Below are 21,253 nucleotides of genomic sequence, written 5' to 3'. Positions count from 1 at the left end.
CATGATCGAGATTCGTTCTTTTCGTGATCTTCTGCGTCTGTTCTTCATCTTCCGGCATGAGTTCAAACTGGCGGCCATCGCGGCGCTGGTGATCATTTTGCTGGGGGCCTTTTTGCTGCCGGCCAAGTACGAATCCACCGCGCGCCTGCTGGTCAAGCCGGGGCGCGATTCGACCTTGCCGATCGAGATCAGCAACCGCCAGGCGCTGGTCATGCCCAGCACCCAGCGTGACCCGATTGTCGACGAGGAGCGCCTGCTGACCGGGCGCCCCATCGTGCGTGCGGTGGCCGAGCATTACCTGGAAGCGATCGACAAAATGCCGCCACCGGAAGGCTTCTGGAAGCGCACCAAGTACTACGTCAAAAGTGGCGTCGGCGCCGTGTTCGACGGCCTGCGCGTGGTGTTAGAAACGGTGGGCATCGTTGAAAAAACCACCCCAGTGGAACGCCTGGCCGCGAGCCTGGAGAAGAACTTCGAAGTGAGCCACGCCGCCGGCTCCACGGTGATGGATATCAGCTTCAAGTGGGGCGACCCGGAGATCGCCCAGGCGGTGGTCAAAAGTTGGGTCGAGACCTACATCAACGAACGCACCCAGGCCTTGGGGCGCAAGAGCCTCTACGCCTTCTATGAAGGCCAGGTGTCCAACAGCGCCACCGAGATCAAGCGCTATAAGGAGCAAATCCTCAAGCATTTAAATGAGATCGGCGCGGCGAGCATCACCGATCGCCTGGAAGATTTGTCCGAACGCATCAACGTGCTGCGCGGCGAAACGTTCAACACCACGCGCCTGATCGCCTCTTCCGACAGCGCTCTGGACAGCACCCGCACTCAGCTCAAGACCCAGCCCAAGGAGGTGACCACGGTCCGCCAGATTGCGCTGAACCCGCAGCAGCAAGATTTGCGTCGCCTGCTCAACCAGAAGCTGCTGGAAAAAGCCGACATGATGCGCACCTACACCGACAACGCGCCGCCGGTCAAAGCCCTGGACGCCTCGATCCGGGCGATGCAGGCCCAGGTTGCAGGTGAAAGCAACACGGTGCAAAGCTCGGAAAACCGTGCGCCGAACACCCTGGAAATCCACTTGCAGCGCGTGCTGCTGGATGAGTCGAGTAACAACCTGGCCTTGCGTACCCAGTTGGTGCAGCAGCAGAAGCAATTGGTGAACCTCGAAGCGCAGCGCAAGCAAGCCTTGGAGATCGAACCGGAACTGGCGCGCCTTGCCCGTGAGCTGAGCGCCACCGAGCGCAACTACGCGCTGTACGTGGACAACCTGGAAAAATCGCGCATCGACCGTGAGCTGGACAACAGCCAAATCAGCAACATCGCGGTGATCGAAGAAGCCACCTTGAACCCGGGCCGCATCTTCCCCAAAACCCTGGTGATGCTGGTGTTGGCGATCCCGTTCGCGATCGTCGTCGGCCTGCTGGTGATCTACCTGTGCTACCTGCTCGACCAGCGCATTCACGACGGCGGGCTGGTAGAGCGCAAGTTCGGCTTGCCCCTGTGGACGACACTGCCGGAGCTGGACACCAGCACCGCGCAGAGTACCAACGCGTTCAATGCGAGCATTTACCGGCTGTATAGTTTGCTGCAATTGGACCGCGTGGCCGAACAAGGCCTGACCCTCGGGCTGACCTCGGCGCGCCACGGCGAAGGCGTGACCTTTGTGGTGGAACAGCTGCGTCAATTGCTGCAGGAAAACGGCATCACCGTGCGGGTCGGCGGCGTCGAGCCGCCAGCCCGCGGCGAAGTGGTGCTACTGGATGCCTCGGCGCTGCTGGACAACCGCGATGCCTTCATCAACCTGCGCCGCGCCGACCTGATCGCCTTGGTGGTGGAAGCGCAGAAAAGCACGGTGCCGGTGGTGGAACACGCGCTGTCGATCCTCAACACCGCGTTCGGCAAGGTGGACGGCATCATCATCAACCGGCGCAGATTCGAAGTGCCGGCCAAGGTGCTTAAAACCATCGCCAAATACCGGGGGGCGTTCTGATGCACATCGCCCTGCTCGCGCCTTTGCCGCCGGAGAAAAATGGGATCGCCGACTACGCGAACCATTTCAAGACGGCCTTGGAACAGCTGGGCGTGACGGTGGCGACACCGTTGAGTGGCGTGCAAGGCACGACGCAAGCGATCAAGCACGCCATCGCCGCGTTCGACTGGCACAGCGTGGACCTGGTCCACGCCGAGCTGGGCGGCGGGCGATTGGGCGAGTTCCTGGCCCTGCGCGAACTGCGCAAGGCTTACCCCCGACTGCCGCTGACCGCCACGGTGCACGACCCGGAACGCATGGTGTGGCGCCGCGAGCACCTGCCCTTCCCGTTAAACCTGCTGGAACGTTTGCCCAACCCTCTGCCGCAAGCGGCGGTGGTGCTCGCCGACCCGCTGACCTTGCGTGAAGAACGCCACGTCGCCCAAGGCCTGACGCGGCTGATCACCCTCACCCGCCTGGGTGCCGATTGCCTAGGCCTGCGCATGCAACTGCCGGCGGGCAAAGTGGCGGTGATCAACCACGCCAACCTGGCGATTGCTCCCGCGCCATTACCCTCGCTGGACACCTTGCACCTGCTGTATTTCGGTTTTATCTACCGTGGCAAGGGCATTGAGGACCTGCTGCAGGCCCTGGCCGATGCCTTCAAGCAAGCCCCCCAGTTGCGTGACCGTGTGCGCCTGACCCTGGCCGGTGGCACTGCCGCCGAAATGGCGTTCGGCGCAGGCGGCAATTACCTCGAACAGTTGAACCGCCAGATCGCTGAACTTGGCCTGGCGGGCTCAATCGACTGGCGGCTGAACCTGCCGGCCAGCGAGATTGCACAGACGATCCAGGCGCACCATGTGATGGTGCTGCCGTACCGCGAATCGAAAAAGCTCAGCCTGCTGGGGCGCCAGCGCGGCACCAGTGGCGCGCTGTCCTGGGCTGCGGCGTGTGGGCGCGGGGCGATTACCTCGGATGCGCGGGCGTTTGCCGAAGAAGTCGCCAGCGGCAATGGCGCGATCTATCCCCAAGGCGACGTGGCGGCGCTGAGCGAACAACTGCTGCGCCTGGCGCGCACGCCGACATTGGCCCGCGACTGGGCCGAACGTGCCGGGGAAATTGGCCGCGAACGCCTGTGGCCGTTGACCGCACAGCAATTCAAGCAACTCTTTGAGCAGGCAATTGCAGGAGCCCCTGATGGCGCGTAAACGCACGTTCCTCGCCATCCTTGCGGTGGTTGCCGCACTTGGCCTGACCGCCTTTATGTGGGGCCGCCAGGCCGACGCCGAGAGCCATGTGCTCAAGGGCAACAAGGTGGTGGTGTGGAAGGATTTTTTGGGGGTTAACGCGCAATTCCTGTGGTTCAGCCCCGAGCGCTACCAGATGCAGATCGATCACCTCAAGGCCTTGGGCCTGGAATGGGTGCGCCTGGACCTGCATTGGGATCAACTTGAGCCGGTGGAAAACCAGTATCAGGTGGCGACCCTTGATCAATTGGTCGGCAACCTGCAAACCAACCAGCTCAAGTCGGTGTTCTACCTGGTGGGCTCGGCGCCCTTCGCCACCACCGCGCCGGTCGGTGCGCCCTATCAGGACCAATACCCGCCCAAGGACCCGAACGTGTTTGCCAACCGCATGGCGCTGTTGTCGCAGCGCTACCCCAGCGTGAATGCCTGGCAGGTGTGGAACGAACCGAATTTGCTCGGTTTCTGGCGCCCGGTGGCCGACCCGGCCGGCTACGCCAACTTGCTGACAGCCACGGCCGCCGCGTTACGCGCGGTTAACCCGAGCAAACCGGTGGTGGCGGCCGGCATGGCATTCTTCAGCGAAATGCCCAACGGCCAGACCCTGTTCGATGCCCTCGGCGCACTCGGCGTGGCCAGCCTTAACACGGTGATTTCCTACCACCCTTACACGCAGCTGCCCGAAGGCAACGACCCGGCCAACCTGGACTTTATCGCCAAGACCACTGCGCTTAACCAATCCCTGCGCAACGCCGGCGTGCAAACGCTGTGGAGCACCGAGTGGGGCTGGTCGACCTACCCCGGGCCGAAAGACGCCCAGGACCTCATCACCCTGCAGGGCCAGGCCGATTATGTGGTGCGCCGCGTGGCGTTGATGAGCGCAATGGATTACGACCGGATCTTCCTGTTCACCTTGAGCGACCTCGACCAGCGCGCCAGCGTGCGCGACCAGTTCTATGGCTTGCTCGACATCGACGCCAACCCCAAGCCGGTCTATACCGCCTTGAAGAACTTCCTCGACGTCAGCGGCCCGCAGCTCACGCCCGGCGACCCGCCGACCGCCGACCAATTGCCCGACGGCCTGTTCAGCATCGGTTGGACCCGCGCCGACGGCCACAAACTGTGGTTCTTCTGGTCGGCCCAAGGCGGTAACGCGCACTTGCCCAACCTCGCCAGCGCCACGCTCTACGACCCGCTGCGCGGCACGCAAACCCCGGTGAGCGGCACCAACGGGCTGACCCTCGCGGTCAAGTCGAACCTGCAAATTTTGTTATGGGATTGAAGCCCGCCATGCGTATTTTATGGATCCTGCCTTACTCGCCCTGGCCGGCCACCAGCGGCGGCAAGACGCGCCAGCTTCACCTGCTGCGCAGCCTCGCCGCGCGTGGGCATCGGATTACCTTGCTGCTGCATGACAAGCACCCGGTGTCGCTGACCGATCGCCAGGTGCTGGAAGCGTTCCTGGAACAACTGATCATCCTGCCGCGCCGCCCGCTGCGCAGCTTGAAAACCCTGGTGGCAGGGCTGTTTGCGCCCTACCCGCTGCTGGCCAGCGTGAATGGTCTGTCGGGGGCGCTGCAGGACACCTTCAACCAATTGCTGAAGGAGCATTGGGACGTGGTGCAGATCGAGCACAGCTACACGTTCCAGCCGTACGAAGACGCCCTGGCGCGCACATCCCAGCCTTTCGTGCTGACCGAACACAACGTTGAATCGGCGCTGGGCGCGGCCACTTATGACCGCCTGCCACGCTGGGCGCTGCCGTTCATTCGCTACGATCAATGGCGCTATGTGCGCTGGGAACGCCGGGTGATGCGCCAAGCCACGCAGGTGGTGGCGGTCACCGACGGCGATGCGCAGGTGCTGGCAACGATCGCCGGTAAACCGGTGCCGGTGGTGGTCAATGGCGTGGACTGCGATCACTTCGCCGCCGCCCACCCCGACCCGTCGACGCGCCGCGTGTTGTTCCTCGGCAACTATGAATACGCGCCCAACGTGGACGCCATCGAGTGGGCCCTGGATGAAATCCTGCCCAAAGTCTGGGAGCGCTGCCCCGACGCGCGCATGAGCGTGTGCGGCTTCGGCATGCCCGGCAGTTGGCGTGAGCGATGGAAAGACCCGCGAATCGAATGGCAAGGGTTTGTGCCGAACCTGTTGAACCTGCAATCGAGCTGTTCGGTGTTTCTGGCGCCGCTGCGCCATGGCGGCGGCTCCAAATTGAAAGTGCTCGAAGCGCTGGCCGCCGGGCTACCCTTAGCGAGTACCGAGCAAGGCGTGTCGGGCTTGGACCTGATCGAAGGCCTGGACTATCTGGGCGGGCAAACCGCCGACAGCCTGGCGGATGCCGTGGTGCGCCTGCTGCAATTTCCCGAGGCCGCCGCGCCCATGGGCGAAGCGGGCCGCGCCTATGTTCGCCGAGCTCATGACTGGAGTGTCGCCGCCAGCCAGCTTGAGCAGGTGTACGCGCGCCTTGCGCCGCTCAATCAAAAGGAGCCCGCATGCGTATAGGCCTGGATTACCGCACCGTCGGCACCTCGCCGCAATCGGGGATCAGCCGCCAGGTGTACGCGCTGGAAGCTGCCTTGCGTACCTTGCCGCAGGTTGAACTTGAGCGGTTTACCGTGGCGCCTCTGGGCGATGAAACCCGCTTGCAGGCGCACTGCCCGGCCTGGGGTTGTGCGAAAACCGCAATGCATCAGCCGCAGAATCGCCTGCGTTTCGAGGCCGGTTTTTTGCCGCGTGCATTGCGTGAACAACAGATCGACCTGTACATCAGCACCTTCAATATGGGCCTGCCGCTGCCTCCCAAACCCAAGGGTTTGCGCACCGTGGTGCTGTTGCATGACCTGTTCCAGATCACCTTGAACAACTACCACGCCAACCGCTTGAAGGCGCTGATCTACAAGACCTGCGATCGGCTGTCGATTGCCTACGCGGTGCACAGCGCCGACCGCGTATGGACGCCTTCGCAGTACAGCTTTGAAGAAACCGCGCGGCTGTTTCCCAAGGCAGCAGGCAAGATTCGGGTGCTGCCCAATCAAGTGGACAGTTTTGTCGAACTGGCGGCCGACCTCACGCCGCGCAAGCTGCCCGAGCAGTTCTGGCTGCTGGTGGGCACCCGCGAACTGCGCAAGAACGTGCCATTTCTGGTCGACGCCTGGCAGCAAGCGCGGCGCCTGTCACCCGACGTGCCGGCCTTGGTGCTGGTGGGCAGCCTTGAGCATTTGCCCGAGGCGCAGCGCAACCTGCCGGGCATTCGCGCCCTCAGCGGTGTGACGGATGCCGAGCTGCACGCGCTGTACCGCCAGGCCTCGCGCCTGTGGCAGCCGTCGTATGCCGAAGGGTTCGGCTTGCCGGTGATTGAAGCCCTGAGCGTCGGCACGCCGGTGGCCGTCGCCAGTGGCACCTCGCTGGATGAAATCACTCCGCCTTCAGCGCCGCGCTTCTCGCCCACTGACGGTCCAGCGCTGATGCAGTTGATGCTCGACCTAGTGGCGCGCCCCGCGCAAGAGTCGCCTGAGCAATGCCGGCTGTGGGCGCAACGTTTCAACCATCAGGCTTATCGCCGACGCCTGGCCGAACTGATCGAGGAATTGAAATGAGAGTCTCCCTGGCAAGCCTCGTCGCGATCCTGTTCGGCCTGCTGTTTGGCGCCCTGGCCTTGCTGCTGTCACCGGCCAAGGCGTTCCTCGCGGTGATCGGCCTGGCCGCTGCCGTGACCATCCTGCGCTTCCCGCTCTGGGGCTTGTTGCTGTTTGCCGGGGTCGCGACGTTTATGCCGTATTCGACGCTCAACCTGGGCATCCGCAGTACGGTGAGCGAAGCCATCCTCGCGCTGACTTGGGGCGCGGTGCTGTGGCACAGCTTTCTGTCGCGACTGCCCGACACGCCGAGCCTGTCGCGCCGCCCCACCGACCAGATGCTGTTGTGGCTGATGCTGTTCAGCGTGTTCCCGTTTATCGTCGGCCAAGTCACCATCCACGCCGACAGCAGCGGCGTGGCCAACTGGCTGCGCTGGTTGCTGAACCTGTCGGGGGTGTTCCTGACCGCCAAGTTACTGGTGAACCAAAAGCAGCGCGAATCCCTGGTCATTGCCCTGCTGCTGGGCAGCCTCGCGATGCTGGTGCTGTCGATTGCGGTGTTTGTGCGCACCCGCTCGGGCGCCGGCATTGCGCCGATTCTGGCGCTGTTCAATTACGGCAACTTCGACATGTTGAAATTCGGCCTGGAGGCAATGGCATCACGCATGGGCTCGCCGTGGATGCACCCCAATGCCATCGGCGGGATCATGGCGCTGCTGCTGCCGTTGGCGTTCTGCTACGGCATGACCGAACAAGGTTGGAAACGCGCACTGGGCCTAAGCGTGGCCTGTCTGGGCGCCGCTGCGTTGCTATTGGCCAGTAGCCGTGGCGCGATGGTCAGCCTGGCCTTGGTGCTGATCTGGATGGCCACGCGCCGCGTGCCCTACACCGGGCGCCTGTTGATGATCGGCGCAGCACTGACGGTGGCGCTGGTGATGGCCTACCCGCCGCTGCAGGACCGCCTGGCAACGATTTTTTCGTCGGACAACGCCAGTACCGAAGTCCGTTTCGACGAATACCGCATGTTCCCGCAGGCCGTGGAGGCGTACCCGTTCGGCATCGGTTTCAAGGTCGACCCGCCGGTGCCAGGTACGCACTTTTTAGGGATCTCGAACTTGTGGCTGAACTACATCTACAAGATCGGCATTGTCGGCATGCTGCTGTTTGTCGCCGTCACCGTGCGCTGGTGGCGTGAAGCGCGCCCGGAGCCAGGCCCAATCCGCCTGACCAAGGACAACGCGTTGTGGCTGGGCAGCACCGCCGGGATTCTCTCGGCGCTGGTCAGCGGCTTGTTTGACCACTACTTCAGTTTTGCCGTGGTGATGGTGTCGCTGTTCTGGTTGATGGTGGGCCTGAACGTGCTGGAGGCACGGCGGCTGTTTCCGGCGCGACTGCCGCAGGCCAAGGCGGTGGCTTTTCGCAAGCCGATGCTTGACGGCGCAAGGCCTTAGCCGTGCTTGGCAGCGCCGTCTGGCTGACCCTGGCGACCTTATTGGGCCTGTGCCTGGGGTTCGCCCGCGAGTGGCTGCTGGTGGCGGCCTGGGGCGCGGGCGAGCGCAGTGATGCGTTCCTGATCGCGCTGTTTTTGCCTGAGGCGTTGCGTATGTCGCTGGCCGGTGGCGTGCTCAGCGCCGCCGCGCTGCCGTTGTACCTGCAACGCAAAGATGGCGAGCGCTTGGACTGGCTGGGCGTGCTGTTCCCGGCATTGATGCTGATTGCCTTGCTCACCAGCCTGTTGCTGACGCTGTTGGCGCCGTGGCTGGTGCAGTTGCTGGGCCCGGGGCTCGCGGCGAGTGCCACGGCGCTGGCCAGCGGCAACCTGCAGATCGTCGCGTGGTGTGTGCCGGGCTTGATGCTGCATGCGCTGTTCAGTATTCCGTTGCAGGCCAGCGAGCGGTTTGTGCTGGCGGGGCTGGGTTCGCTGCTGTTCAACATGCCGCCGGTGACGTACCTCGCCGTGGCCGGCACCGCCACCCAACCCCATGGGTTGGCACTCGCTTGCCTGGCCGGCAGCCTGTTGATGCCCTTGGCGCTGCTGCCGTCGATCTGGCGTCAGGGCTGGCGGCCGTGGCGCTGGCAATTGAGTGTTGCGCCACTGCGCGAGCTGGGCCAGCGCATCGGGCCACTGTTGCTGAGCAATGGCGCCAGCCAAGGGCTGGCGTTGATCGAGCGGCTGGTGGCCTCGCTGCTCGGCGAAGGCGCGGTGACTTGGGTCAACCTCGCCCGCAAGCTGATGAACCTGCCGCTGATTGCGTTGATGAGCCTCAACCAGGTGCTGCTGGGCATGATGAGCCGACGCCAGGGCGATGAGCGCCTGGCCTTGCTCAAGCGCGGCCTGGAAACCGCCAGTGTGCTGACATTGCCGGCCGGGGTTGGGCTGGTCGCGGCGGCGCCGAGCCTGGTGGCGCTGCTGCTGCCCAAACAATCGGCGGACTCGCCACTGCCGCTGCTGCTGGCGTGGTTCGCCGTGCCGCTGGTGTTCGGCGCCTGGAACGCCTTACTCGCGCGCTATGCCTACGCCGCCGGCGATACGCGCCAGCCGCTGCGTTGCGAGTTGCTCGGCAGCCTGGTCAACGTGCTGTTGCTGGGCGCCCTGCCGTTTGCGTTTGGCTTGGCGGGTATCCCGCTGGCCGCGCTGGCGGGGGTGATCTGCACGGCATTGCTGCTGATGCAGCGTCAAAACCTGCTGGGCGCCCTGCCCTGGGCGCGGCAATGGTTACTCAGTGCGGCTGTCATGGGGTTGGCCGCGCTGGTGCTGTTTCGGATTCAAGGCGTATGGCTGCAACTGGGGCTCAGCACCCTGGCAGGCGTCGTGGTGGTGCTGGGCATGGGGCTGTGGCTGAAGCCGTGGCGCAAGGCGTGAATAATTGATCGGGGGTGGTCAGGTGAAACATCGTTGGATACAGATGGATATTGCCAAAGGCATTGGCATCCTGATGATCGTGTACGGCCACAGTTGGTTCGTCGCCAACTCTCCGGAGCTGATCTATCCGGTCATCGCGTCGTTCATATTGCCGTTGTTCTTTTTCCTGTCCGGGGTGTTCTTCAAGCCCGAGCAACCGTTTGTGGAGATGGCGATACGCAAGGCCGACGGCCTGCTCAAGCCGTTTTTCTTCACGATGCTGGTGTATGTGATCGTACGCAGCCTATTGCGCGGGCAACCGCTGCTGCCGGATGTTGGCGGCGTGCTGTACGCCTCGGTGGACACCATTCCATGGCAGGCACTGTGGTTTCTGCCGCACTTTTGGGTAGCGATTCTGTTCAGTGGGTTGATGCTGCGGCTGATCCAGCGCCTGAAGCTGTCACTGGCGATGGGCTGCCTGCTGATGGTCGCGCAACTGTTGCTCGGCATCTGGGTGCTGCCGTGGTTCTGGCAAATTCCCGTGACCGTCGGTGAGCACACCTGGACGCTGCCCGGCCTGCCCTTCAGCCTCGAGATCACCCTGATCAGCAGTACCTACTTCGTGTACGGCTACCTGCTGCGCGATTGGCTGCGCCGCCATGAAGGCTCGCTGCTGACGCTGGTGATTTCAGTGGCACTGTTCGCCGCGGTGTTCCTCTACAGCCACGACACCATGGACCTGGCGCAGCGGCGCTACGACCACTGGTTGTGGACCAGCCTGCTGGCGGTAATCGGCGTGTACGCGTGCTGGGCACTGGCGCGGGTGCTGATGGTCTCGGCCGTGATCACGCGGGCGATGACCTACATCGGCCAGTCGACCCTGATCCTGTTGATCTTCCATGGGGAGATCCAGCACAAGACCGTCGACCTGATGGAGCGCCTGGGCCTGCACCCGTTGGTGTCGGCCTGCGTGGGCCTGGTGGTGGCGGTGGTGGTGCCGTTGCTGATCGGGGAAGTGATCAAGCGGGTGGCGTTCCTGCGGTTTTTCTACTTTCCGTTTCCGGTGCGCAAGGCCGCTAAAACTTCAGAGCAACGCTAACACGCCTGTGGGAGCGGGCTTGCCCGCGATAGCGGTGGATCATTCAAAGGTGTTTTGACTGACACTCCGTCATCGCGGGCAAGCCCGCTCCCACAAGGGTTATGTAGGTTCAATCATCGAGTTGCGCAGGGGCTGCCTTGCTGCCGGCCTTGGCAGGCTTGGCTGCTTTGGCGCCTTTGGCTGGCTCGGCGGCTGGCTCGGGTTCGGCTGGGGCGGCGAGTTCTTTTTCAGCCATGGGCATCTGGTCGATGGCGCTGAAGAACTCTTTCAGGTCGAGGGTATCCGGTGGCACGGTTTTCTCGACTTTCTTCTCGCCGTCCTTGCCCACCAGAATCACTTTGGTGCCGCTGCCGGCGCCGAGTTTGAGGGCGCGGATCAGCGCGTTGGTTTCAGGCGGCGTGAGCTTTTTGTTGTCCTTCGCGTCCTTGGCGAATTTTTCGCCTTCAGCACCGATGCTGCCGAACTTCACGGTGTAGAACACCATGTTGCGCTCTTCAAAGGACTGCTTGTTGGCAGGCTCGTCCAGCTGTTTTTTGAGGGTCGCCAATGTGTCGTTGCCGGAATCAAGTTCCACCACCACCAGCGGACGGGACTTGCCCACGTCCTGCTTGAGCGGGTTGATATCATCCGCGGCCAACAGCGGCCCCGTAAAAGCCATCAAGGTAGCCAGGGTCAGCGACCGGATGAGCATGCGCACCTCCTTTGAATTCCATGCAAGTTCTTGAGTTTCATGTCTGCGACAGCCAAATTCAAGGATGATTCCTACACCTCGTTAAGAAGCGTAGGTCAGGAAGCCCGCTACGCAAGGGGTTGGACAGGTGCAACGGTGATTGTTTCTTCTGATTGCAGAAACATTAGGAGACGCCCCATTCCGGCCAATGCCGAGCAAACACGGGCGCCACGAGGGGGTCGGCATCCACCTGCGCCAGCGTCTGGGCAAAGCCTGGCGCCAGGTCGTTTAACACATCCCGCGCCGCGTCCCAGCGCGACACCGCTGCGGCCATGATGCCCAGTGCATTCGGCACAGTATCCGGGGTAAACAACTGGTCGGCGAACTGCTGGGCGAACACCACCCAGGCGTGATGCAGATAGCGCCGCGTACCGGTGGTCAATTGCGTTTGCAGCGCTTCATCTGCGGTGCCCAGCCAGCGTTGCGGGTAGTCGATGATGCCGATGGCCGAGTAGCAGTTCGCGGCGATGTACACCAGGCCGCGCAGGATCTGCGCGCGGTTGCCGGCGAGTAGATGGGAGGCGGGGAACTCCAGGCCCAGGTGGATCAGGATCGCGGCGCTTTCGGTCAGCACCTGGCCATCGGGCGTGACCAGGGTGGGAATCTGTTTGAGCGGGTTGATGCGCGCCAGGTCTTCGCTGCCCTCGCCGTCCGCCCAGGAACTGGCGTCGATACGGCGCCAGGGCACCGCGCAACGCTGTAGGGCGATTTCGATCATGCAAGAGCCGGATTCATCAATGCCGTAGAGCGTGTACATGGGCGTTTCTTCCTTATCGCAGCAGTTTGGCCTGCAAGTTGGCCTTCACCTGCGGCCATTCCGAATCGATGATGCTAAAGCGCACCGAGTTGCGCTTGCGCCCGTCGGGCATGATGCGTTCGTGGCGCACGATGCCTTCTTGTAAGGCGCCGAGGCGCAGGATCGCGGCGCGGGACTTTTCGTTGAGTTCGTCGGTGCTGAATTGCACGCGCACGCACTCCAATACTTCGAAGGCGTAGGTCAGCAGCAACAGTTTGGCTTCGGTGTTGACCGCGGTTTTTTGCGTGGATTGCGCCAAGAAAGTGTGGCCGATCTCAAGCTTGCGATTCACCCTGTCCACCTTCCAGAAGCGTGTACTGCCGACCACCTGGCCGCTGTCGCGACGTACCACAGCGAACGGGATCATGCTGCCGGCCTCACGGCCGATGAGCGCAATGTCGAGGTACTTGTCGACAGTCTCGGGGCCGGGCACATTGGTGACGTTGAGGTTCCACAGCTCGCCGTCGGCGGCAGCCTCGACCAAGGCAGCCGCGTGTTCACGTTGCAGTGGCTGGAGTTCGACCGTGTTGCCGGTCAGGGTGATCTGAGTCATGAGAAGCTGCGCCGTCTGAGGGTGGTCATCATCAGGCCAAGAGTGCAGGCTCGTATCCCCTCCAGGCAAGCGTTTTAGAACAGGCCCATTTGCCCGCCGACCAGGGTGGCGAAATCGTCGTTGACGAACGGCAGAATCGCATCCGCCACCGGCTGCAATTGCCGGGTGACGTAGTGGTCGTAGTCGATCGGCGCCTGCCGCACTTCCAGCGGTTCCGGGCCGTTGACCGTGATCACATAGCTGATCCAGCCACCGCGCTGGTACTGGCGCGGGCGCCCCAGGCGGTCGTTGTATTCATCGGCCAGGCGTGCGGCGCGCACATGCGGCGGCACGTTGCGTTCGTAGTCGTCCAATTGGCGGCGCAGGCGTTTGCGGTAGATCAGCAAGTCGTCGAGTTCGCCACTCAAGGTGCGGCGCACGTAGTCGCGAACGTAGTCCTGATGGGGCTGGCGATGGAAGATGCGCTGGTAGAGCTCCTGCTGGAATTGCCGGGCCAGGGGCGACCAGTCGCTGCGCACGGTTTCCAGGCCTTTGTAGATCATCTCTTCGCTGCCATCAGCGCGCACGACCAAGCCGGCGTAACGCTTTTTGCTGCCCTCCTCCGCACCGCGAATGGTCGGCATGAGAAAGCGGCTGAAGTGGGTTTCGTATTGCAGTTCCAGGGCGCTTTGCAGGCCGTATTCAGCTTGCAAATGCGCGCGCCACCAGTCGTTGACGTGCTGCACCAATTCCCGGCCGATGCGGCTGGCGTCATCCGCAGCATGCGCACTGCCGAGCCAGACGAAGGTGGAGTCGGTGTCGCCGTAGATCACCTCATACCCCTTGGCCTCCACCAGCTCGCGGGTCTGGCGCATGATCTGATGCCCGCGCATCGTGATCGAGGACGCCAGCCGGGTGTCGAAGAACCGGCAACCGCTGGAACCGAGCACGCCGTAGAAGGCGTTCATGATGATCTTCAGCGCCTGGGACAATGGCGCGTTGTGGTCACGCTTGGCGGCTTCGCGCCCTTCGGAAACGCGGGTGACGATGGACGGCAGGCAGTGCCGGGTACGCGAAAAGCGCGCGCCGCGAAAGCCTTCCACCGACTCGCTGTCATCGGGGTGCTTGAGGCCTTCGATCAGCCCCACCGGGTCGATCAGGAAGCTGCGAATGATCGACGGGTAAAGGCTTTTGTAGTCGAGCACCAGCACCGATTCATAGAGGCCGGGACGCGAGTCCATCACGAACCCGCCGGGGCTGGCCTGGGGCGGTTTGTCGCCCAGGTTCGGCGCGACGAAGCCCTGGCGGTGCATCAGCGGCATGTACAAATGGGTGAACGCCGCGACGGAACCGCCGTTGCGGTCGGCCGGCAGCCCGGTGACGCTGGCGCGCTCGAGCAGGAACTTGAGCAGCTCGGTTTTCTCGAAAATCCGCGTGACCAGCTCGCAGTCCTTGAGGTTGTAGCGCGCCAGGGCGGGCTTGTCCTCGGCGAACATGCGGTTGATTTCGTCCATGCGCTGGTACGGCGTGGAGATGTCCTTGCCTTCGCCGAGCAGGGTTTGCGCGACGTTTTCCAGGCTAAAGGACTCGAAGCTCCAAGTGGCCGAGCGCAGGGCTTCGATGCCGTCGATAATCAAGCGCCCCGCTGCAGACGCGAAGTAGTGATTGCGGCTGCCGTGTTCGCGCCAGGCCATGGCTTCACCGCCACGGCCCAGCAACAGCGGCACGTTGAGGCGCTGGGCATGCTCGTGGAGCACGCGCAGGTCGAACTGCACCACGTTCCAGCCGATGATCGCGTCGGGGTCATGGGTGGCCAGCCATTGGTTGAGGCGTTCGAGCAGTTGCGCGCGGGTGTCGCAGTAGTCGAGTTTGAAGTCCACCGCGCAGGTTTTGTTCGGCGGGCCGAGCATGTACACCTGGCGCTCGCCGCAGCCCTCGAGGGCGATGGAATACAGATCGCCCTGGGCGGTGGTCTCGATGTCCAGGGACACCAGCTTCAGCGGCGGGCGGTAGTCGGGCGCGGGTTTCATCTGCGCGTCGATCAGGCTGCCGTTGGCGTCTGGTGTGCCGCCGAACCACACCGGGGCGGTGATGAAGCGCTCCATCATGTAGCGCTCGGGCGGGCGCACGTCGCCTTCGTAGACATCCACACCGGCGGCACGCAGGCGTTTTTCCAGGTCCATCAACTGGCGGTGCTGGCGGGTGTAGAGGCCCAATACCGGGCGGTGATGGAAATCGCACAGCTGCAGCGGGCGCAGCTCGATATCGCGCTCGCCGTTGAGCAACCAACCCAGCGGCTTGCGATAGGCCTCGGGAATGAACATCACCGAGGTTTGCGCGGGTAAGCGCACGCACCGGGGGCCTTGGTCGGTCGCCAGCCAGAAACTGACCTCCGTACCTGCCGCCGTGTCGCGCCAATGCCGGGTCAGGACAAAACCCTGCTGTAAATCCACCGTACCGCACCTCAGGAATCGCTTTCAGGGCGTGATTCTACTCGGCATCCGGGCAAACGCGGCACGTTAACGCGCAGGGCGAACGCAATCTCACAAATTGGCTCAAGAACATTAATAACACTTACTATTATTCGCGCCGGAGTCGTCTGCGCGTTTGGATGTGCCGTTGCGCCGTTTCAGCACGGACATCAGCAGTGATGGGCGGGTTGGCGAACACCTCGACATCGGCGGCTAGCCACTACGCACCGAAATGGGGTTACACCAATATTGAAGACACGGTCGGCATGCTGCGCGCTGAATATGACCTAAGCGACCACTGGACGGCTTACCTCGCGGGCGGCGACAAACATGCCGATGAGGATGGCCGTTATTCGTCAGTGACGCTGACAGACAATCTGGGCAACGCCACGGTGACGGGCTCGCGTATTCACCACTTGGAAGACAACACCCGCTTGATGACCGGCTGAACGGTAGGTGCCGTCAGCCACACACTCAGTGTCGGGCTGACGGGGATCTGGACACAGGCGCGCAACCAGTCAAACGACTGAGCGTTTTGATAACGGGCAGCATCAAGATGCCCGTTTGGGTCAGGCGCGACGGGCCTGGCCCAGATAGGTTTCGATGTTGCTCATTTGCTCATCCCAGCCACGGGAATTCTTCTTGAAGGCTTTCTGGCGTCGGGCTTCGGGCACGGCGTCAAAACCGGACTCAACCACCCGCAGCAGAATGCCTGGCGCGCGATCTTCGATGGTGAATTCCACCAGGGTTGGTGTTTCGCTGTCGTAGTCGACACCTTCTTCGACCGCGTAAGGGTGCCACCAGAACGAGAACAGGGTTTGTGGCAAGATGCGTTCGATCTTGGCCTTCCACACCACATGCTCGTAGCCTTTATAGGTGATCGGCGCTTCGATGGTTTGCCCGGGGGCAAAGGTTTTGCCTTCGAGGGCGATGCCGAACCAACTGCCGAATTGCTCGGCATCGGTGAGTGCTTCACACACCTGTTTACGTGGAGCGTTGAGCAGGACTTTTCGTTCGATGCGATCTAATACATGCATAAGTCACCTCCTCCATTGACAGTAGGCGACATCGACCAATGCGCAACCGTCGGTTCTGCGCGATGATGAGCCCATCCCTGATCAGGTAATACGAGTATGACTGACCCGTTGAATGGAAGTTGCTTCTGCGAGGCTGTGCGCTACCAAGTCGACAACCTGGACATGCCCATCAGCCATTGCCACTGCGACAGCTGCCGTAAGGTGCATGCCGCAGCATTTGTGGCCACGGCTGGGGTGATGCGCGAACATTTTCGCTGGACGCAGGGTGAGGCGCTGCTGTCGTCGTTTGAGTCTTCGCCCGGCAAACTCCGGCATTTCTGCTCGCGTTGCGGCTCACATCTGATGGCGGAGCGAGGGCATCAGCCCCATGTGATTGTGCGGGTGGCGACGCTGGATAATGATCCGGGCGTACGGCCCACCGCGCACATCTGGACGGCCCATGATGTGCCCTGGCTTGCGTATGCAGGCGTAGAGCACTGGGACGAATGGAAGGCCTGATTTAAACGCGCGGGTCGCCCGGGGCTTTGGCCGGCGTGGCATATTGCGGCTTCAGGTGGCCGTCCTGGTCGAGTAGCCAGGCATCCATGATTTGCCGCACCACAGGGCCCGCTACCCGGCCTCCGGCCTCGCCGTTTTCGATCATCACCGAGATCACGATTGTCGGGTGCTCGGCCGGCGCGAAGCCAACGAACAAGGCGTTGTCGCGATGGCGCTCCAGGGTCTTGTTACGGTTGTAACGCTCACCCTGCTTGATCGCGACGACTTGCGCTGTACCACTCTTGCCGGCGATGCGGTATTGCGCGCCTGCTGCTGCGGCCCGCGCGATACCACGCGGGTCATGCATCACCAGCTGCATGCCATGGTTAACCTGCTCCCAATCACGCGGGTCCTTGAGGACCACGTTGGGCATCGGGTTCTCATCCACTGGCGGCACGCCATTGATGGTCTTGGCCAGGTGCGGTCGGTTCCACACTCCTTTGTTGGCAATCAAAGCGGTGGCCTGGGCTAACTGCAACGGTGTGACTTGCATGTAGCCCTGGCCGATGCCGAGGATCACGGTTTCGCCCGGGAACCACGGCTGGCGCCGTGTCGCGCGCTTCCAGGCCTGGGAAGGCATCAGGCCGGCTGACTCTTCGAACATGTCGAGGGAGACTTTCTGGCCGAGGCCGAATTCGGCCAGGTAGTCGTGCAGGCGGTCGATGCCCAGCTTGTGGGCCAGGTCGTAAAAATACGTGTCGTTGGAACGCATGATGGCGGCGTCCATGTCCACCCAGCCGTCGCCGCTGTGGTTCCAGTTACGGTATTTGTGGTCAAAATCGGGCAACTGGTAGTAACCGGGGTCGAACACGCGGGTTTGCGCGGTGACCACACCACTGTCGAGGCCGGCGATAGCGACTTCCGGCTTGATCGTCGAACCGGGCGCGTAGAGCCCGCGCAGCACGCGGTTGAACAGCGGCCGGTCGATGGAATCATGCAGCGCGGCATATTCCTTGAAGCTGATGCCGGTGACGAACAGGTTCGGGTCAAAGCTCGGCTTGCTGACCATCGCCAGGACTTCGCCAGTTTGCGGGTCGAGGGCAACCACCGAACCGCGCCGATCGCCCAAGGCCTCTTCCGCGGCTTCCTGCAGTTTGACGTCCAGGCTCAGAACGATGTTTTTACCGGGGATCGGGTCGGTGTGCTTAAGCACCCGCAGCACACGGCCTTGGGCGTTGGTCTCGACCTCTTCATAACCCACGTGGCCGTGCAGTTCGGACTCGTAGAAGCGCTCGATACCGGTTTTGCCGATGGACTGGGTACCGCGGTACTCCACGGAGTCGAGGGCTTTGGATTCTTTTTCGTTGATTCGGCCGACATAGCCGATTGAATGCGCAAAGTGCGCGCCCAACGGGTAATGGCGAACGAACTGCGGTTCAACGTCCACCCCGGGCAGGCGGAATTCGTTAACAGCCAATACGGCGATCTGTTCTTCGGTCAATTCGTAGAACAACGTGACGGGCACGAAAGGATGGCGCGCCTGTTTCAGCGCCTTGTCGAATACGGCGCGGTCTTCGGCGGGCAAGTGCAACAGATTGACGATGGCGTCCAGTTCACCCTTGAGGTCGGTGGTACGTTCGCGGGTGATCGTCAGGTTGTAGCTGGGACGGTTGTCGGCCAGCACCACGCCGTTACGGTCATAGATCAGCCCGCGGGTGGGCGTAATCGGCAGGACGTGGACCCGGTTGTTTTCGGAAATGGTCGAGTGATAGTCGTACTGCACCACTTGCAGGAAATACATGCGGCCCACCAGGGCACAGGTGATGCCGATGACCAACAGCGCACAGGCGAGCAGGCGCTTGTTGACCAGGCGGTTTTCTTTTTCGTGATCCTTGATCGGTATCGGTTCAGGCATTTCTACAGCATCTCGTTGAAGAAGGTCGACGCCGCGTCCTGCGAATGAAAGATCAATCCTTGTGAAAATGTGCTGCACCATACCAAAAATGCAGAAACACTTTGCATCGATTTCCCCAACGGCATGCTGTTTTGTCAGGCCAGGACCGATTTTGGCTCCAGAAAGGCCTCCAGATCGAAGTGCCATACTCTCGGCAAGGGTATGGACTCTTTACAGTCCCTATGCCCGAGGAAAAAATGTGGGCCTGGAGACCGTAGGGTGTGTCGTTGGCGATGGCCCCAGCGCTTCCTCCCTGAGGGCTTAGGCGCTAGAGCGTGTCAGATACGCGCGTTAACATTGAGATTACTCGCGAGCATGACTTCTTTTACACTTTCCGACCGCCCAAAACAAAACCCCTGTTTGCGTTAGCAAACAGGGGTTCTGGAATTTAATCTTGACGATGACCTACTCTCACATGGGGAAACCCCACACTACCATCGGCGATGCATCGTTTCACTGCTGAGTTCGGGATGGGATCAGGTGGTTCCAATGCTCTATGGTCGTCAAGAAATTCGGGTACTGAGTCGTGACCTTATGGCCTCGCTTCAGCAAATTGGGTATGTGATAGCTTTCGGTGTTTTGTGAGATCGAACTTTCGGTTCTATCGTCTTCACACACCGCAATCTGATGCCTCTACTTGTTTCCAAGTCCGAAGTAGTCAAATTGCTTGGGTGTTATATGGTCAAGCCTCACGGGCAATTAGTATTGGTTAGCTCAACGCCTCACAGCGCTTACACACCCAACCTATCAACGTCGTAGTCTTCGACGGCCCTTCAGGGGACTCAAGGTCCCAGTGAGATCTCATCTTGAGGCTAGTTTCCCGCTTAGATGCTTTCAGCGGTTATCTATTCCGAACATAGCTACCCGGCAATGCCACTGGCGTGACAACCGGAACACCAGAGGTTCGTCCACTCCGGTCCTCTCGTACTAGGAGCAGCCCCTCTCAAATCTCAAACGTCCACGGCAGATAGGGACCGAACTGTCTCACGACGTTCTAAACCCAGCTCGCGTACCACTTTAAATGGCGAACAGCCATACCCTTGGGACCGGCTTCAGCCCCAGGATGTGATGAGCCGACATCGAGGTGCCAAACACCGCCGTCGATATGAACTCTTGGGCGGTATCAGCCTGTTATCCCCGGAGTACCTTTTATCCGTTGAGCGATGGCCCTTCCATACAGAACCACCGGATCACTAAGACCTACTTTCGTACCTGCTCGACGTGTCTGTCTCGCAGTCAAGCGCGCTTTTGCCTTTATACTCTACGACCGATTTCCGACCGGTCTGAGCGCACCTTCGTACTCCTCCGTTACTCTTTAGGAGGAGACCGCCCCAGTCAAACTACCCACCATACACTGTCCTCGATCCGGATAACGGACCTGAGTTAGAACCTCAAAGTTGCCAGGGTGGTATTTCAAGGTTGGCTCCACGCGAACTGGCGTCCACGCTTCAAAGCCTCCCACCTATCCTACACAAGCAAATTCAAAGTCCAGTGCAAAGCTATAGTAAAGGTTCACGGGGTCTTTCCGTCTAGCCGCGGATACACTGCATCTTCACAGCGATTTCAATTTCACTGAGTCTCGGGTGGAGACAGCGCCGCCATCGTTACGCCATTCGTGCAGGTCGGAACTTACCCGACAAGGAATTTCGCTACCTTAGGACCGTTATAGTTACGGCCGCCGTTTACCGGGGCTTCGATCAAGAGCTTCGCGTTAGCTAACCCCATCAATTAACCTTCCGGCACCGGGCAGGCGTCACACCCTATACGTCCACTTTCGTGTTTGCAGAGTGCTGTGTTTTTAATAAACAGTCGCAGCGGCCTGGTATCTTCGACCGGCATGAGCTTACGGAGCAAGTCCTTCACCCTCACCGGCGCACCTTCTCCCGAAGTTACGGTGCCATTTTGCCTAGTTCCTTCACCCGAGTTCTCTCAAGCGCCTTGGTATTCTCTACCCAACCACCTGTGTCGGTTTGGGGTACGGTTCCTGGTTACCTGAAGCTTAGAAGCTTTTCTTGGAAGCATGGCATCAACCACTTCGTTAACTAAAAGTTAACTCGTCATCAGCTCTCGGCCTTAGAATCCCGGATTTACCTAAGATTCCAGCCTACCACCTTAAACTTGGACAACCAACGCCAAGCTGGCCTAGCCTTCTCCGTCCCTCCATCGCAATAACCAGAAGTACAGGAATATTAACCTGTTTTCCATCGACTACGCTTTTCAGCCTCGCCTTAGGGACCGACTAACCCTGCGTCGATTAACGTTGCGCAGGAAACCTTGGTCTTTCGGCGTGGGTGTTTTTCACACCCATTGTCGTTACTCATGTCAGCATTCGCACTTCTGATACCTCCAGCAAGCTTCTCAACTCACCTTCACAGGCTTACAGAACGCTCCTCTACCGCATCACCTAAGTGATACCCGTAGCTTCGGTGTATGGTTTGAGCCCCGTTACATCTTCCGCGCAGGCCGACTCGACTAGTGAGCTATTACGCTTTCTTTAAAGGGTGGCTGCTTCTAA

At 61.3% G+C, this 21,253-nt stretch carries 15 protein-coding genes, 2 rRNA genes and 1 pseudogene (1 of these 18 only partly in view); 10 read left to right on the top strand and 8 right to left on the bottom strand.

Features of this window, described 5'->3' with window-relative positions:
* Position 1 precedes the first annotated feature (1 nt).
* From K0P33_RS11600 to K0P33_RS11565, 8 genes are read left to right on the top strand one after another with little or no spacing between them, the layout of a single operon-like run.
* Entirely contained in the window at positions 2 to 1,993 is a 1,992-nt protein-coding gene (locus K0P33_RS11600; RefSeq protein ID WP_242155290.1) for an exopolysaccharide transport family protein, read from the top strand.
* Positions 1,993 to 3,183 carry a glycosyltransferase gene (locus K0P33_RS11595; protein ID WP_242155288.1) on the top strand — a complete coding sequence of 397 codons (1,191 nt, stop codon included), beginning with the start codon at positions 1,993 to 1,995 and terminating at the stop codon, positions 3,181 to 3,183. The genes K0P33_RS11600 and K0P33_RS11595 overlap by 1 nt, the downstream gene beginning before the upstream one ends.
* A complete protein-coding gene (locus K0P33_RS11590; RefSeq protein ID WP_242155286.1) occupies positions 3,173 to 4,501 on the top strand; it encodes a cellulase family glycosylhydrolase in 1,329 nt (442 codons plus the stop codon). The genes K0P33_RS11595 and K0P33_RS11590 overlap by 11 nt, the downstream gene beginning before the upstream one ends.
* A gap of 8 nt (positions 4,502 to 4,509) precedes the next feature.
* Entirely contained in the window at positions 4,510 to 5,727 is a 1,218-nt protein-coding gene (locus tag K0P33_RS11585; protein ID WP_242155284.1) for a glycosyltransferase family 4 protein, read from the top strand.
* The gene (locus K0P33_RS11580) at positions 5,718 to 6,821 is read left to right on the top strand and encodes a glycosyltransferase family 1 protein (protein ID WP_242155283.1); all 1,104 of its coding nucleotides are present in this window, start codon (positions 5,718 to 5,720) and stop codon (positions 6,819 to 6,821) included. The genes K0P33_RS11585 and K0P33_RS11580 overlap by 10 nt, the downstream gene beginning before the upstream one ends.
* Positions 6,818 to 8,251, top strand: a complete 1,434-nt coding sequence (locus tag K0P33_RS11575; RefSeq protein ID WP_242155281.1) for an O-antigen ligase family protein — start codon at positions 6,818 to 6,820, stop codon at positions 8,249 to 8,251. Before K0P33_RS11580 ends, K0P33_RS11575 begins: the two co-directional genes overlap by 4 nt.
* Before the next feature lie 2 nt (positions 8,252 to 8,253).
* The gene (gene murJ / locus K0P33_RS11570) at positions 8,254 to 9,663 is read left to right on the top strand and encodes a murein biosynthesis integral membrane protein MurJ (protein WP_242155278.1); all 1,410 of its coding nucleotides are present in this window, start codon (positions 8,254 to 8,256) and stop codon (positions 9,661 to 9,663) included.
* Positions 9,664 to 9,706: 43 nt separating this feature from the next.
* Positions 9,707 to 10,741, top strand: a complete 1,035-nt coding sequence (locus K0P33_RS11565; protein ID WP_094951195.1) for an acyltransferase family protein — start codon at positions 9,707 to 9,709, stop codon at positions 10,739 to 10,741.
* Between the two features lie 109 nt (positions 10,742 to 10,850).
* Here the strand turns inward: K0P33_RS11565 and K0P33_RS11560 are convergent, their stop codons facing one another.
* The 4 genes from K0P33_RS11560 to K0P33_RS11545 form a co-directional block, all read right to left on the bottom strand.
* On the bottom strand, positions 10,851 to 11,432 hold the full coding sequence (locus K0P33_RS11560; RefSeq protein WP_094951194.1) for a DUF4174 domain-containing protein: 582 nt from the start codon (positions 11,430 to 11,432) through the stop codon (positions 10,851 to 10,853).
* Between the two features lie 163 nt (positions 11,433 to 11,595).
* The gene (locus K0P33_RS11555) at positions 11,596 to 12,228 is read right to left on the bottom strand and encodes a glutathione S-transferase (protein ID WP_094951193.1); all 633 of its coding nucleotides are present in this window, start codon (positions 12,226 to 12,228) and stop codon (positions 11,596 to 11,598) included.
* 13 nt (positions 12,229 to 12,241) lie between these two features.
* The gene (locus K0P33_RS11550; RefSeq protein WP_094951192.1) at positions 12,242 to 12,820 is read right to left on the bottom strand and encodes a GNAT family protein; all 579 of its coding nucleotides are present in this window, start codon (positions 12,818 to 12,820) and stop codon (positions 12,242 to 12,244) included.
* Positions 12,821 to 12,894: 74 nt separating this feature from the next.
* Positions 12,895 to 15,252, bottom strand: a complete 2,358-nt coding sequence (locus K0P33_RS11545) for a DNA polymerase II (protein WP_094951191.1) — start codon at positions 15,250 to 15,252, stop codon at positions 12,895 to 12,897.
* Positions 15,253 to 15,470: 218 nt separating this feature from the next.
* Between K0P33_RS11545 and K0P33_RS11540 the strand changes: the two are divergent.
* Positions 15,471 to 15,785 (top strand): annotated as a pseudogene (locus K0P33_RS11540) (TonB-dependent siderophore receptor); the annotation flags it as partial.
* Positions 15,786 to 15,839: 54 nt separating this feature from the next.
* Here the strand turns inward: K0P33_RS11540 and K0P33_RS11535 are convergent.
* Positions 15,840 to 16,307, bottom strand: a complete 468-nt coding sequence (locus tag K0P33_RS11535) for an SRPBCC family protein (protein ID WP_242155275.1) — start codon at positions 16,305 to 16,307, stop codon at positions 15,840 to 15,842.
* A gap of 96 nt (positions 16,308 to 16,403) precedes the next feature.
* On the opposite strand from K0P33_RS11535, the gene K0P33_RS11530 reads away from it, so the two are divergent.
* Positions 16,404 to 16,805, top strand: a complete 402-nt coding sequence (locus K0P33_RS11530; RefSeq protein WP_094951189.1) for a GFA family protein — start codon at positions 16,404 to 16,406, stop codon at positions 16,803 to 16,805.
* Between the two features lies 1 nt (position 16,806).
* Here the strand turns inward: K0P33_RS11530 and mrdA are convergent, their stop codons facing one another.
* From mrdA to K0P33_RS11515, 3 genes are all read right to left on the bottom strand, one after another.
* Entirely contained in the window at positions 16,807 to 18,699 is a 1,893-nt protein-coding gene (gene mrdA / locus K0P33_RS11525; protein WP_094951188.1) for a penicillin-binding protein 2, read from the bottom strand.
* 431 nt (positions 18,700 to 19,130) lie between these two features.
* Positions 19,131 to 19,246 (bottom strand): 5S ribosomal RNA (rrf, locus tag K0P33_RS11520).
* Positions 19,247 to 19,416: 170 nt separating this feature from the next.
* Positions 19,417 to 21,253: ribosomal RNA gene (locus K0P33_RS11515) — 23S ribosomal RNA — on the bottom strand; it runs 1,055 nt beyond the window's last position.

The organism is Pseudomonas sp. ArH3a (genome assembly GCF_022648765.1).
Taxonomy (GTDB): Bacteria; Pseudomonadota; Gammaproteobacteria; order Pseudomonadales; family Pseudomonadaceae; genus Aquipseudomonas.
Note: the sequence above shows the minus strand (reverse complement) of the source record. Positions and strands in the feature narration are given on the sequence as shown.

Coding starts and splice junctions, on each gene's coding strand:
- K0P33_RS11600 (WP_242155290.1), top strand. CDS start 2: ATGATCGAGATTCGTTCTTTTCGTGATCTTCTGCGTCTGTTCTTCATC.
- K0P33_RS11595 (WP_242155288.1), top strand. CDS start 1,993: ATGCACATCGCCCTGCTCGCGCCTTTGCCGCCGGAGAAAAATGGGATC.
- K0P33_RS11590 (WP_242155286.1), top strand. CDS start 3,173: ATGGCGCGTAAACGCACGTTCCTCGCCATCCTTGCGGTGGTTGCCGCA.
- K0P33_RS11585 (WP_242155284.1), top strand. CDS start 4,510: ATGCGTATTTTATGGATCCTGCCTTACTCGCCCTGGCCGGCCACCAGC.
- K0P33_RS11580 (WP_242155283.1), top strand. CDS start 5,718: ATGCGTATAGGCCTGGATTACCGCACCGTCGGCACCTCGCCGCAATCG.
- K0P33_RS11575 (WP_242155281.1), top strand. CDS start 6,818: ATGAGAGTCTCCCTGGCAAGCCTCGTCGCGATCCTGTTCGGCCTGCTG.
- K0P33_RS11565 (WP_094951195.1), top strand. CDS start 9,707: ATGGATATTGCCAAAGGCATTGGCATCCTGATGATCGTGTACGGCCAC.
- K0P33_RS11560 (WP_094951194.1), bottom strand. CDS start 11,432: ATGCTCATCCGGTCGCTGACCCTGGCTACCTTGATGGCTTTTACGGGG.
- K0P33_RS11555 (WP_094951193.1), bottom strand. CDS start 12,228: ATGTACACGCTCTACGGCATTGATGAATCCGGCTCTTGCATGATCGAA.
- K0P33_RS11550 (WP_094951192.1), bottom strand. CDS start 12,820: ATGACTCAGATCACCCTGACCGGCAACACGGTCGAACTCCAGCCACTG.
- K0P33_RS11535 (WP_242155275.1), bottom strand. CDS start 16,307: ATGCATGTATTAGATCGCATCGAACGAAAAGTCCTGCTCAACGCTCCA.
- K0P33_RS11530 (WP_094951189.1), top strand. CDS start 16,404: ATGACTGACCCGTTGAATGGAAGTTGCTTCTGCGAGGCTGTGCGCTAC.
- mrdA (WP_094951188.1), bottom strand. CDS start 18,699: ATGCCTGAACCGATACCGATCAAGGATCACGAAAAAGAAAACCGCCTG.